The organism is Chakrabartyella piscis, from assembly GCA_030067835.1.
GTDB lineage: Bacteria > Bacillota > Clostridia > Lachnospirales > Anaerotignaceae > Chakrabartyella > Chakrabartyella piscis.
Window position 1 is genome coordinate 1,721,687 of the sequence record CP092441.1, and the last position, 13,950, is coordinate 1,735,636.

Genomic DNA, 13,950 nt, shown 5'->3' on the forward strand with positions numbered 1-13,950 from the left:
CTACAAAAAAATAACAAAACCAAACGTATTCAGTCTTGTCATTTTTTATTTGAATTTATTTTTATGGATTTAATTTTTTTACTTCTGTAAAGTATTCTGCATTTGTCAAAAGTTTTTGTTCATTGCCAATGGAACAAATATTTTCGGTTGCAACAATATCTGCAATCAAATCTGAAAATTCTTGAATATCTTGGCTGGTTGTAGATAAAATTTCAGCTCGTATAGAATCCTTCATATCATAGGTCAAATTCTGATAAACCATAGCTATGGATTCATTCAATAAATCTATATTATTTTTTGGTTGATCCAAACGATTCATGGTTCCTAGGATGTATTTTTGCAAATCTCTATCAGAACCTACAAACCCTTTCAAATCTTCAGGCAACCCTTTGTATACATCATAGGTTTCTGTGATATTTGGGTCTCTATAAGAAAAGAAATAAGCCAAACCATTGTATTGGAAATTGCAACCGCCACCATATGCGCCACCTTGTACACGAACTTTATTCCAGATATATTCTTGATTTAAAATTGTTCGCAAAACCTGAATCTTTCCATTAAATTCGTGACCATATTCTTTGAAATTGGCAGATACTATATTATATTGCACTGCACTATCACAGGTAAAAGCAAGTTTCTCTGGTTGTAAATCAAATGCATATTCTTGCTTTTTACCATCACCTTTTGGTAATTTTGCAATCATTGCTTGTATTTCTGCTACAACTGCACCATGCAAATCAGATTCTGTTCCAATAGAAACATTGACATTACTTTGCGTGAATAGCATTTCCACTGTTTTCTTGAGTTTTGCAATGATTTCATCTGCTGTTTCATCAAAATTCTTTTCTGTTTCGCATAGGAATTGGAAATATTGAATTCCTGAAACAGCTTGATTGATTTGACCTGCATATGTCAACCTACTGGTGCTATAATGAATTGCTTCTGTGTGCAAATGGTTTAAAATGCTATTTTCGCCATTGATTTTAGATGCTTTGATGAGCTTTCCTAGGTTTTCCTTTTCATCAAATTGAGTTTCCAAAATAATGTTAGACAACAACTCTATAGCACTTGATAAATCTTCTTTTAGGAATTTGAAATCAAAGGTTATGAAAGATTCATAGTCCGTTACGCTCCTAGAAAAGATATCGTGTTTGACTTGGAAACCGCCTGTCAATTGATTCATTGCAATTGGAAGTTCTGCAAAACCATATTTTTTTGTATCCAATCTACCCAACAATTCAGTCAACAACCCAAGATATGGCAACAATTCCACTGGTAATACATTTGTATCAAAATGAACCTTTCCATATACAATGCCATTGCTGTTCATTGGTACAAATACTTCGGTGCACTCCTCTACTCTACTCACTTCATATGGTATTCTAGTTGCTGTTGCGCTGACTTGAGAAATATCCAAAATTGGAATTTTACAAAGGTTTTCAGGTGTATCTTCCTGCGTTTGGAAACGATCCAACATTGCCTTTTCATCTGCAATTTGTTGCAAATCCACATCGGTTAAACTCTTTCTTTTATCTTTCAAGCGTAATTTCTCTTCTGCAAGTTCTTTTTCACCTTTATCCAATTCTCCATGAAATACCAACAAACTTTTCTTTTCATTGGTCAAGAACAAATCAGAAATCAAATTTTTCCAAGGATATTCAGGTGATTTTATGATTTCAAGAATACGCAAAGAATGCAATCGATCCAATGGATTTACACCATATAACCAATTTTTCATGACATTCATGCCATAAATCAAACCCTTTGGTGTACTACCATAATTTTCTTCCTTCAAAAGGAATTCCAATCTTCTAATGCTGCTGACAAGCAATTCATCATCAAAACCATTGGTAACCATATCTTCCAAAACAGAAACAATGGTATTTTTGAAATCATCTATTTTATCAATTTCGCAATTTTTACCTACAATGCTAAATGTCATTTCATATGCAGAAGAATCAAACCAACCTTCCACTTCTTCACAAATTCCAGCATCAATCAAAGCTTTTTTCACTGGTGAAGCATTGGTTTCCATGAGCACATAAGTCAAAATGCGTATCGCCATCACAAGAGCTGGATCTGTTGACTTACCTACATTGAATGTATAGGTCAAATATCCTGTTTCTGTATTCTCAATATCATCCACAGAAAACGTATCAAATTGTACTTCTTGCACAGGCATTGTGTCTACTTCTTTGATTTCTGGCAAATTTGTAATGGCATCAAAATTACTCAAATATTCCCCATCAATATGTGCCAAACATCTTTCCAAATCCATATCTCCATAGAGATACAAATAGGAATTTGAAGGATGATAATAGGTTCTATGGAAATCCAGAAATGCTTCATATGTTAAGTCTGGTATATATGTAGGATGTCCACCTGATTCGTAGCCATAAACGGTATCGCCAAACATTTTTTCTGCAATGACTCCACTCAATTTGCTTTCTGGATCAGACAAAGCACCTTTCATTTCGTTGTACACTACCCCTGTGATATCCAAAGACTCTGTTTCTTCATTATATACATATCTCCAGCCTTCTTGGAGAAAAATTTCCTTTTGTTTGTAGATATTTGGATAAAAAACAGCGTCCAAATACACATCCATCAAATTATGCAAATCATCTTCATTGCAGCTGGCAACTGGATACATGGTTTTATCAGAAAAGGTCATTGCATTTAGGAATGTATTCAAAGATCCCTTTGCCAACTCATTGAATGGGTCTTTTACATCATATTTTCTGGAGCCACATAAAACAGAATGTTCCAGAATATGTGGTGTTCCTTGGTGGTCAGCTGGTGGTGTTTTAAAGGAAACAGAAAAGACTTTGTTGTCATCTTCTGATTGAATATAGCATAGTTTTGCACCACTTTTTGTATGTTCCATTATATAGCCTGTTCCGTGTAGATCAGGCAATTCTTGTTGTTCAAGTATCGTAAATCCGTGTAATTTTGTACCAATTTCTAGGTTCATAAGAAACCTCCTTTCAAAAGTAGTATAAGTATATCATATTTTGTAAAAAAAACAAATAAATATTCAATTAGCGTTGACTAAGTTTGTTTGTGTAGTTTATAATAATTATCAAGTAACAAGTAATATTTCAAACAAAATCGATATAGAATCTAAATTATACTTATTCCAAGGAGGAAAAAACTATGAAAAAATTTGTATGTAACGTATGTGGTTATGTTCACGAAGGCGACGCTGCTCCTGCAGAATGTCCAGTATGTCACGTTGGTGCTGATAAATTCTCCGAACAATCTGGCGAATTGTCTTGGGCTGCAGAACACGTTGTAGGTGTTGCTCAAGGTTCTAGTGAAGATATCATGGCTGATTTGAGAGCTAACTTTGAAGGTGAATGTACTGAAGTTGGTATGTACTTGGCTATGGCTCGTGTTGCTCATAGAGAAGGCTATCCAGAAGTTGGTATGTACTATGAAAAAGCTGCTTGGGAAGAAGCAGAACATGCTGCTAAATTTGCTGAACTTTTGGGTGAAGTGATCACAGACTCCACAAAGAAAAACTTGGAACTTCGTGTTGCTGCTGAAAATGGTGCTACAGCTGGTAAATTTGACCTTGCTAAACGTGCTAAAGCTGCTAACTTGGATGCAATCCACGATACAGTTCACGAAATGGGTAGAGATGAAGCTCGTCACGGTAAAGCTTTCTTGGGCTTGTTGAACAGATACTTCGGTTAATTTCAACCAAATACATAAACTACAATTCCTGGTATACTCTTGTGTACCAGGTTTTTTTTGCCATTTACTGCTCTGCTGCTGTCTTTGTATCATCATCCTTCTTGAGCGAAAAGAAAAGATTTTATCTCTTTATTTATAATACTATACATAGTTTGATTATGGTAAACTAATATACAAAGCAAAAGCGATATCCTTTTGAGATACCGCCTTTTGTCTTATTTTTAATAGGATACGTTTGCAACTCCAAGATATGGTTCTGGATTCACATAAGTTCCATTTTCCAAAACTGAGAAGTGACAATGGTTACCTGTTGACATACCCGTACTACCACATTCAGCAACTTGCTGACCTCTTGATACCATATCACCAACACTTACATTCAATGCTGAGTTATGACCATACAATGTTGTCAAACCGCCACCATGATCAATGATAATGGTATATCCATAACCATTCATCCAACCAGAATATGTAATCTTACCTGCTTCTGCTGCAACAATGGCTGCACCATAGGATGCTGGAATATCATATCCACTATGGGATTCCCATTTCCCAGTGACAGGATTGGTTCTTTGTACGAAACCACTGCTCAAACTGGTGCTTGCTGCTGATTTGGAAGGAACTGGCCAGCCTAAGCTACCATCACCTGTATAATATGGTGTAGAGCTTGTGCTTGCTTGTGCAATCAAATTCATAACCTCTCTATCAGCACTTTCAAATGCAGCAATCATTTCTTCTTGTTTCGCAACATCGTTTTCATAAGAACGCATCAATGCTTCTTTTTCTGCCAATAAGCTATACATTTCATTTACTTTAGATTGCTGTTCCGATACAACATCTGCTTGTGCTGCTCTATTTTCATCAATAATCTCCATATCTTCCTGAATTTGTGCTTGGATTTCTTGGAGTTTATTCAACGCTTCTTTATCAAACAACATAATGTCATTGACATATTGCATACGCAGGAACAAATCACTGAAACTTTCTGATTCCAGAAGAATTTCCAAGTATCCTGTAGACCCTTTTTCTTGCAAATACCGAAGTCTAGCAGACAACAATTCAAATTGTTCTTCACGTTCCACCATATTTTGTTCCAATTGTTCTTCGGCTGTTGCCAAATTGGATTCTAAAATATTCAATTGTGTTTCAGCAGCTGTCAATTCTGATTGCAAACTACGATATACAGCATCCACAGCATTGATTTCTTCTTCCACTGAAGCTTGTTTGGTTTCCAATGCTTCAATTTCTGCTTTTGCTGCTGCTGTTTGTGCTGCCAATTCTGTTCGTTGCGCTTCCAACTCTGCTACTGTTGCTGCTCCAACGAAATTTGTACTGGTTGTACCTATTGTTATGACCATCGCCAAAGCTATGGTTGCTAATTTTTTCAATTTAAACATAAAAAACTCCTTTAATCCCCATAATATATATAATTATACAGGATTTTCGATAATTTTCAATGGTATTTTCAAATTTTAATGTACAGATTCTATAGAATATCCAAAATCTTCTTATGATTCAAGCGAATCTCATGTGGTTTTTCTTCGCTGCAAATTGTCCACATATAGTCATTTTCTTGACCTGATTGCAAATATACAACAGTTTCTTCATATATAATGCTGGATTTCACTTCATTTGTATCCATAACTGTGATTTCTGCAAAAGGAAATGCTAGACCTGCTCCATTCCATTTGGCTATGGATTCTTTTGCTGTCCAAAGTTGGAAGAAATATTTCTTTTTCTCTGTTTCTGATAAGGTTTCAAAACACTTCATTTCTGTTTTAGAAAGAATTTTATCCAAATGTTTGGGTATCGTTTCTCTTATCTTTTCAATGTCACAACCGATATTCTTTTGACTGGTGACACATAGAACCACTTCACCTGAATGCGAAATATTGAAGTATATATCATTTCCTAGGAAATATGGTTTTCCTTTTGGTGTATAGGCTAGTGTTTCTACGTCATAAGACGCATCTTCTTGTTGCAATGCATATTCCAAAAGCAATCCAGCACCAAGTGATGTTCTTTTTACTTCTTTTTTACGCAACAAAGCAACCTTATCTTGTCTTGTTTTTTTGACATGAGATAACGCTTCATCAAAGATTTCTTCCTTATTTAGTTGTGTTACATCCAAAATATATGCTTTCATATCATCACCAAAAAATTAGGGGCTAACACAAGTTAACCCCCAACATGAATTTTATTATTTTACAATCAAGTTCACAATTCTACCAGGAACATAGATTTCTTTGACAACAGTACCATCACCGATACGTTCTGCCAAAACTTCTTTTGCTTTTGCAATTGCTTCTTCTTTGGTTGCACTTGTGGAGATTTCCATTGTTCCTCTAAGTTTACCAGCGATTTGCAATGCAATTTCAACTGTATCTTGTACCAATTTGCTTTCATCTGCAACAGGCCAGCTTGCATCGAATACAGAACCTTCATGACCCAATTCTTTCCACATTTCTTCAGAAATATGAGGTGCAAATGGTGCCAACAATACAGACAATGTTTCCAATGTTGCCACAGACAAACCACCTTGTTTTTTACCAAGATCAATCAATTTGTTGCTGTATTCCATGAAACCACTGACAACAGTATTCATTGTCAAAGCTTCCAAACGAGCTGTGATGTCATAAATCATTTTATGACAGATGAATTCTTCGTCCTTGGTTGCTGTGAAGTTGCTATCTTTGTAATTGAATACCATTCTCCAAACTCTGTTTAAGAAACGGAATACACCATCAATACCGCTATCATCCCAGTCACAATCCAATTCAGGTGGACCTACGAACAATTCATACATACGCAAGGAATCACAACCATAGTTTTCTACCAATTCATCAGGAGAAACTACATTGCCCATGGATTTACTCATTTTTTTGCCATTTTTGGTGATCATACCTTGATTGAACAATTTTTGGAATGGTTCAGAGAAAGGTACTGCACCGATATCATACAAGAATTTTGTGTAGAAACGAGCATACAACAAATGCAAAACAGCATGTTCGATACCACCAACATACAAGTCAACTGGAGCCCATTTTTCCAAAGCTTCAAGGCTTGCCATTTCATTGTTGTTATGGTTGTCTACATAACGCAAGAAGTACCAGCTGGAACCAGCCCATTGTGGCATAGTGTTGGTTTCTCTTTTTGCAGGTTTGCCACAAACAGGACAAGTTGTGTTGACCCATTCATCAATACCAGCAAGCGGAGACTCACCTGTATCTGTAGGTTTGTATGTTTCTACATCTGGCAACAAAATTGGCAATTGGTCTTCTGGAACAGGAACTGCTCCACAGCAATCACAGTGAACAATAGGAATTGGTTCACCCCAATATCTTTGTCTGGAGAATACCCAGTCACGCAATTTGTAGTTTGTTGTTTTTTTACCAACGCCTCTTTCTTCCATAATATGAGGCACTGCTTTTTTTGCTTCAAAGGCTTTCATACCATTCCAATCACCGGAGTTGATCATGATACCATCGCCTGTGTATGCTTCTGTAAGAGGTTTTTCTTCTTCTCCTTCTGGCATGATAACTTGTACAATTGGCAAACCGAATTTTGTTGCAAATTCAAAGTCACGTTCGTCATGAGCAGGTACACACATAACAGCACCAGTACCGTAATCAGCCAATACATAATCTGCAACCCAGATTGGAATATCTTCACCATTTACAGGGTTTGTACAATAAGAACCTGTGAATACACCAGTTTTCACTTTATCTGTCATACGATCTACAGAAGATTTTGTAGATGCATCGAAGCAATATTTTTCAACAGCTTCTTTTTGTTCTGGAGTTGTCAATTCTGCAACACCAGCATATTCTGGAGCAAGCACCATAAAGCTACATCCATAAAGTGTATCTGGTCTTGTGGTATATACAGAAATTTTATCATCAGAACCTACGATTTTGAAGTCCACTTCTGCACCATAGCTTTTACCAATCCAGTCAGATTGCATTTTTTTAACTTTATCAGACCAATCCAATTCTTGCAAATCATCAAGCAATCTATCTGCGTATGCTGTAATTTTGAGCATCCATTGACGAAGATTTCTCTTTGTTACAACAGTGCCACAACGTTCACATGTGCCACCAGCAGCTTCTTCATTTGCAAGTACACATTTACAACTTGGACACCAGTTCAAAGGCATTTGTTTTTCATAAGCCAAACCTTTTTTGAACATTTGAACGAAAATCCATTGTGTCCATTTATAGTAATCTGGATCAGTTGTGTTGACCTCTTTATCCCAATCATAAATTGCACTGATTTCATGCAATTGTCTTTTTACATTTGCAATATTATTTTCAGTTGCAGCTTTTGGATGCACATTGTTTTTGATTGCAAAGTTTTCTGCTGGCAAACCAAATGCGTCCCAACCCATTGGATGCAACACTTGGAAACCTTGCAACACTTTGTATCTGCTGACAACATCACTCAATACATAACCTCTCCAGTGACCAACGTGAAGTCCTGTACCAGAAGGATATGGGAACATATCCAAGCAGTAAAATCTTGGTTTTGTATCATTTTCTACATTGATTGGGTTCTTTTCCCACTCAGCACGCCATTTCTTTTCAATTGCATTAAAATCATAACGATTTTCCATTTTTGTTTCCTCCTAATCCCATTCCATTTCAATAAAACTAAAAAAACCTCCATCTCATTATTAGAGACGAAGGTTATCCGCGTTACCACTCTAGTTTGTTGTTTCCAACACACTCAAAACCATTTAACGATGGTCAACCGTTGATGCCTACTATTGGTTCAGCACAAAACTCAAAGGTGAGTTCCAAAATTCGTTTTATAGGCTTGCACCAAACGCCTACTCTCTGCAAAAACAACCTCTTGTACTAGTCCTTATCAAAGTCTATTTCTATTTATTTCTATCTAGTTATAACACATCTTATACAAAAAATCAAGGGTTTTATTCACTTTCACCTTGGATTTTTTTCATATTGGAGTGTCCATCTTCATCAAACTGGCTACTATACAGATTATAGTAGAAACCTTGCTTTTCCATCAAAGTATTATGTGTACCACGTTCAATGATTTCGCCACCATTGATAACCGCAATCAGGTCTGCATCTTTGATGGTACTCAATCTATGAGCAATGACAAAATTGGTTCTACCCTTCATCAAATTGTTCATTGCACCTTGGATTTTTGCTTCTGTTTGGGTATCTACACTACTAGTTGCTTCATCCAAAATCAAAATAGATGGATTTGCCAAAATAGCCCTTGCAATGGCAATCATTTGACGTTGACCATGACTCAAATTGCTGCCACCATCTGCCAAAACAGAATCATAACCCTTAGGTATATGTTTGATAAATTCATGGGCATTTGCCAATTTTGCTGCTTCTTTGATTTCTGCATCTGTTGCATCCAATCTACCATAACGAATATTTTCTTTGATGGTACTGGTAAACAAATAGGTGTCTTGTAAAACAATGCCAATATGAGAACGCAAATTTGCTTTTTGCAAGTCATATAAATCCACACCATCAATTGTAATTTTACCCGATTCGATATCATAGAAACGTGTCAAAAGATTGATGATTGTGGTTTTACCTGCACCTGTAGGTCCAACCAAAGCAATTGTTTGACCTGCATTTGCATATAGATTGATGTTTTTCAGAATTGGTCTACCTGGTTCATATGCAAAGTTGACACCTTCCAAAACCACATCACCACGAATGTCTTTTAGTATCACAGCATCTTTCACATCTTCTGGTTCATCCTCCACATCCAACACTTCAAATACACGTTCTGCACCTGCAAAAGCTGACATCATAGAATTGATTTGATTCGCCAATTCATTGATCGGTCTTGTAATTTGTTTTGCGTAAATGATAAAGTTGGAAATGGTACCCAAAGTCATAGGAAATCCATATATCATCATCAAACCGCCTGTCACCACAATAATTGCATAGGTGATATTGTTAATAGTTCCCATAATAGGTCCAATGACACCAGAGAAGATTTCTGCTTTGATGCCAACACCCAACAAATCATCGTTGAGTACTGCAAATTCTTTCTTCACATCATCCTCTTTACAGAACACCTTAACCACTTTTTGACCTGAAATATATTCCTCAATATGTCCATTGAGCCTACCCAATTTATCTTGCTTTTCTTTGTAGAATTTTCTGGATTTACCAGCAATAAATCTAGTTAAGAAAAACATCAATGGAATACAAACCACTGAAGCAATGGTCAATGGAATGCTCAAATACAACATAAATGCCAAAGTAGAAATGACAGAAATTGCACTTTGGAACACTTGTGAAATACTTGTATTCAAGCTAGTGGAAATGCTATCCACATCATTGGTGACACGACTCATCAAATCCCCAGCAGAGTTTTGATCAAAATATTTCAATGGTAGTTTTTGGAATTTATCTGCCAATTCACCACGAATTTTGGCAACAACTTCTTGACCAACCCACAACATAAGATAGGATTGCAACCATGTCAAGAAAGAGTTCATTCCATAAATTGCAAGCATAATCAAACAAGCTCTCAAAAGTCCTGCTGGATCAAAGTTTGCAATGTGTGTATCCAATGTATCGCCAATCATTTTTATTGCAACCAAATTGCCTGCTGTAATAATAATAATGGATAGAATTGCAATCACAAGTTGGAACCAAAAGGGTTTCATGTAAGAAATCAGACGATGGAAGGTTTTCTTTGCATCCTTTGGCTTTTCTATTGGCATTCCTGGACGTCCACCTGGAGGTCCACCACCTGGTCTGCCACCCATTGGCATTTGATTGTGTTCTTTTTTCTCATCTGGTCTACCACCTACATGAGGTGGTCTATTTTCTCTAGGATCACTCATGGAATATCACTCCTTTCTTTGTTTGTGAATCAAATATGGCTTGATATTCTTCACTAGTTGACATAAGTACATTATGGCAACCAATTGCATTGATTTTACCATCTTTCAATACAATGATTTGATCTGCATCCTTCACAGAAGCAATTCTCTGTGCAATGATGATTTTTGTAGTATTTTTATGAGCAGTTTGCAAAGAATCACGTATGTTCTTTTCTGTGATTGCATCTACTGCACTTGTGCTATCATCAAAGATAATGATTTCTGGCTTTTGCAACAATGCTCTTGCAATGGAAATCCTTTGTTTTTGACCACCAGATACATTGACACCACGTTGTCCCAAATGGGTATCATATCCTTCTGGGAATCCCATAATAAACTCATGTGCTTTTGCTGCTTTTGCCGCTTCATACATTTCTTCATCAGTAGCGTCTGGGTTACCCCATTTGATATTGCTTCTAATGCTACCTGAGAACAATATGGTTTCTTGCAGCACAACAGAAACTTTTTTTCTTAATTCTTCCAGTGTCTGATTCTTTACATCAATGCCATCCACCAAAATTCTACCTGCTGTAACATCGTATAGTCTTGGAATTAAGTTGACCAAAGTGGATTTACCAGACCCTGTTTCTCCTAAGATACCAATGGTTTCGCCACCTTTGATGGTAAAAGATATGTTTTCCAATATTGAATTTTCAGAATTTTCTCCATAGGAAAAGCTGACATTTTCAAATACAATACTACCATCTGAACCTTCTGCTGTAACTGGATTTTTAGGATTTTGGATATCCACTTCTTCTGCAAAGATTTCCAACACACGTTCAAAGGAAACTTTTGCACGTGACATAGACAAAAATACCATCGCAAGCATCATAACAGCCATAAGCATTTGAATCAAATATGTGTTGAACGCAATGATACTTTGCACTTGCAAGGTTCCTGCATCCACAGCATATCCACCAACCCATAAGATGACAACCAAAGAACCATTCAAAATAATCATCATCAATGGCATAATCATCAATACCAAACGAAACGCACCGATACTGGCTTCTTTGTATTCATCATTGGCATTTGAAAACTTTTCAATTTCATACTCATTGCGCATAAAGGCTTTGACCACACGAATTCCAGCCAAGCATTCACGCATAACTGTGTTGACAGCATCCAATTTATTTTGTACACGCATAAATCTAGGTGCCGCTTGTTTCATAATCACTGCTGTCACCAACATAAGCAATGCAAAAGCAACTACAAATATGATTGCCATTTTTGCATCAATGGTAAATGCCATAATGATACTACCAAAACAAAGAATTGGAGCACGAATCAACATACGCAATGACATTAATATGACCATTTGAATTTGTGTAATGTCATTGGTCAATCTTGTAATCAAAGAAGGTGTTTGGAACGTATCAATATTACGAAAAGAGAAGCTTTGTATTTTGGTAAACAAATCTTTACGCAAATCACGTCCTACTGTTTGACTAACCTTTGCTGCACACGCCAAACAAAGAACACCACCCATAATACCAACCAAAGATAAAAGAACCATAGTGGTTCCCATTTTGGCAACATATCCAATGTCTCCATTTCCCACACCATATTCTATCATCTTTGTCATAATTTTGGGTAACAGCAATTCTATACCCGCTTCCAACACCATGAACATTGGCGCCAATACCACAAATAAGCGATATGGTTTTAAATATTCTAAAATAACCTTCATAGTTCCCTTCTTCCTACCAAATTTGGTATTTTTATATATTCTAACATACACAACACATTCCAATTCATGTCAGTATTTCAAAATTACATCACAATCTATTTTATCACTACCATTTATTTTGTCAACCAATGCAGTTATAACTAATGGAAAAATAATCTAAAAAAAGTGTAGACATCTCTGCCTACACCAATGATACCTTATACATATAAAAACATAAATGCAATGTGGAATGCACTCCCAAGCATTACAAATAAGTGGAAGATTTCATGGAATCCAAAATATTTAGAAGCGATTGCTGGTTTTTTCAAAGCATAGATGACTGCACCAATGGTATATGCGATACCACCGCCAATCAAACATACTACACCACCAATACCTGTTGCATGATACAAAGGTGCCAATAAAGTTGCTGACAACCAACCCATCACTACATACAAGCTTGTGGAGAACCATCTAGGAGCATTCATCCAAAACAATTTGACGAAAACACCTGCAATGGTCATAGACCAAACTGTGATTACCATAGACAAACCAGTCCATCCACCTATAGGTCCCAAGCAAATGGGTGTATAGGTTCCAGAAATCAAAACAAAAATCATCATATGATCAATTTTTCTCAGTTTCAATTCTTTTTCTTTGGATACTTGCAAGGTGTGATAAATGGTGCTAGATGCATAGGATAGCATGATGGAAATGGTAAACACCAACAATGCCACTGCTTCCAAGGTATCGCCTTTTGTTACAGCCCTATCAATCAAAACCAAGCCCAAGGGTGTTACTGCCAAAAAACCAATCAAATGCGTCAAAGCACTCATTGGATCTTTTACATTTCGTTCCATACGTTCCATAAATGTTGTTTGATTTCTATATTGAATGTGTTCCATGTCATCAACTCCATATCTAGTTTTTAATACTACATGTTGTTATATTGTTATCATAGCACATGTTTATCATTTCTGCAAGTGCGTTTTGAAAACTATTGCAAGAAATTTGAAATTGGTATATACTATAATTAAGAATTAGAAAAGGAGCGTGTATTATGACAAATTTAGATGATATCATGAAGGATTTTACAAAACAAATCCACAGAAATGGGATTATTGAAATCCACCAAATTCCAAATATTGATTTATATATGGATCAAGTAACCACTTTTATGGACAAAGCCTTATCGGTTTACAAACGATTTGATTCTGATAAAATTTTGACTAAAACCATGATCAATAACTACACAAAAGCAAAGATCTTTCCTGCTCCAATCAAAAAGAAATATTCCAAAACACATATTATGCTTTTGATTATGATTTATCATTTGAAGTCCATTTTATCCATTCGTGATATTGGTATTTTATTCCGCCCTATACTGGAATTCAAATCACAAGAAGAAATATCTTCCGCTGTTTTAGAGCTTTATACCGGTTTCATTCATTTGCAAAAAGTAACACAAAAAACATTTATTTCTTCTACAGAGTTACAAAAAACAAGCTTAAAAGAAGTTATTGACTCCTTTGAGGACAACGACCTTAAAAAAATCCTTATGGTATTATTGCTTACCATTCGTGCCAATATTGAAAAACAGTTGGCTGAAAGAGCATTGGATTTCTATTTCTGATTTATAACCACTCCTATTGAATTTTTCAATTTGGGTGGTTTTTTTGTAGAATTTATCTGGACA

The 13,950-nt window shown here is 36.0% G+C and carries 9 protein-coding genes and 1 other annotated feature; of the genes, 2 read left to right on the forward strand and 7 right to left on the reverse strand.

Annotated elements, in window-relative coordinates; genetic code table 11:
- Positions 1 to 61: 61 nt before the first annotated feature.
- Complete coding sequence (locus MJY40_RS07685) at positions 62 to 2,974, reverse strand: insulinase family protein (protein ID WP_317853658.1); 2,913 nt, start codon at positions 2,972 to 2,974, stop codon at positions 62 to 64.
- Positions 2,975 to 3,156: 182 nt separating this feature from the next.
- On the opposite strand from MJY40_RS07685, the gene MJY40_RS07690 reads away from it, so the two are divergent.
- Positions 3,157 to 3,699, forward strand: coding sequence for an NADH peroxidase (locus MJY40_RS07690; RefSeq protein ID WP_317853659.1), 543 nt, complete (start codon positions 3,157 to 3,159; stop codon positions 3,697 to 3,699).
- A 221-nt stretch (positions 3,700 to 3,920) separates the two neighbouring features.
- Here MJY40_RS07690 and MJY40_RS07695 read toward each other — a convergent pair whose 3' ends face one another.
- The 6 genes from MJY40_RS07695 to trhA all read right to left on the reverse strand — a co-directional run bounded on the left by MJY40_RS07695 (position 3,921) and on the right by trhA (position 13,159).
- Positions 3,921 to 5,096, reverse strand: a complete 1,176-nt coding sequence (locus MJY40_RS07695; RefSeq protein WP_317853660.1) for a murein hydrolase activator EnvC family protein — start codon at positions 5,094 to 5,096, stop codon at positions 3,921 to 3,923.
- Positions 5,097 to 5,185: 89 nt separating this feature from the next.
- On the reverse strand, positions 5,186 to 5,845 hold the full coding sequence (locus MJY40_RS07700; protein ID WP_317853661.1) for a 4'-phosphopantetheinyl transferase family protein: 660 nt from the start codon (positions 5,843 to 5,845) through the stop codon (positions 5,186 to 5,188).
- 54 nt (positions 5,846 to 5,899) lie between these two features.
- Positions 5,900 to 8,311: a leucine--tRNA ligase gene (gene leuS, locus MJY40_RS07705; protein ID WP_317853662.1), complete on the reverse strand. Its 2,412-nt coding sequence runs from the start codon at positions 8,309 to 8,311 to the stop codon at positions 5,900 to 5,902.
- A gap of 59 nt (positions 8,312 to 8,370) precedes the next feature.
- Positions 8,371 to 8,578: a binding site (T-box leader), on the reverse strand.
- Between the two features lie 51 nt (positions 8,579 to 8,629).
- A complete protein-coding gene (locus MJY40_RS07710; RefSeq protein ID WP_317853663.1) occupies positions 8,630 to 10,546 on the reverse strand; it encodes an ABC transporter ATP-binding protein in 1,917 nt (638 codons plus the stop codon).
- On the reverse strand, positions 10,539 to 12,275 hold the full coding sequence (locus tag MJY40_RS07715; protein WP_317853664.1) for an ABC transporter ATP-binding protein: 1,737 nt from the start codon (positions 12,273 to 12,275) through the stop codon (positions 10,539 to 10,541). The genes MJY40_RS07710 and MJY40_RS07715 overlap by 8 nt, the downstream gene beginning before the upstream one ends.
- 197 nt (positions 12,276 to 12,472) lie before the next feature.
- A complete protein-coding gene (gene trhA / locus MJY40_RS07720) occupies positions 12,473 to 13,159 on the reverse strand; it encodes a PAQR family membrane homeostasis protein TrhA (protein ID WP_317853665.1) in 687 nt (228 codons plus the stop codon).
- Between the two features lie 155 nt (positions 13,160 to 13,314).
- On the opposite strand from trhA, the gene MJY40_RS07725 reads away from it, so the two are divergent.
- Positions 13,315 to 13,887: a DUF1836 domain-containing protein gene (locus tag MJY40_RS07725; protein ID WP_317853666.1), complete on the forward strand. Its 573-nt coding sequence runs from the start codon at positions 13,315 to 13,317 to the stop codon at positions 13,885 to 13,887.
- Positions 13,888 to 13,950: the final 63 nt, after the last annotated feature.

What these genes read in the sequence shown, in the direction of transcription:
- leuS (WP_317853662.1), bottom strand. Translation starts at nt 8,311, where the DNA reads ATGGAAAATCGTTATGATTTTAATGCAATTGAAAAGAAATGGCGTGCT.
- MJY40_RS07710 (WP_317853663.1), bottom strand. Translation starts at nt 10,546, where the DNA reads ATGAGTGATCCTAGAGAAAATAGACCACCTCATGTAGGTGGTAGACCA.
- MJY40_RS07690 (WP_317853659.1), top strand. Translation starts at nt 3,157, where the DNA reads ATGAAAAAATTTGTATGTAACGTATGTGGTTATGTTCACGAAGGCGAC.
- MJY40_RS07695 (WP_317853660.1), bottom strand. Translation starts at nt 5,096, where the DNA reads ATGTTTAAATTGAAAAAATTAGCAACCATAGCTTTGGCGATGGTCATA.
- MJY40_RS07685 (WP_317853658.1), bottom strand. Translation starts at nt 2,974, where the DNA reads ATGAACCTAGAAATTGGTACAAAATTACACGGATTTACGATACTTGAA.
- MJY40_RS07715 (WP_317853664.1), bottom strand. Translation starts at nt 12,275, where the DNA reads ATGAAGGTTATTTTAGAATATTTAAAACCATATCGCTTATTTGTGGTA.
- MJY40_RS07700 (WP_317853661.1), bottom strand. Translation starts at nt 5,845, where the DNA reads ATGAAAGCATATATTTTGGATGTAACACAACTAAATAAGGAAGAAATC.
- MJY40_RS07725 (WP_317853666.1), top strand. Translation starts at nt 13,315, where the DNA reads ATGACAAATTTAGATGATATCATGAAGGATTTTACAAAACAAATCCAC.
- trhA (WP_317853665.1), bottom strand. Translation starts at nt 13,159, where the DNA reads ATGGAACACATTCAATATAGAAATCAAACAACATTTATGGAACGTATG.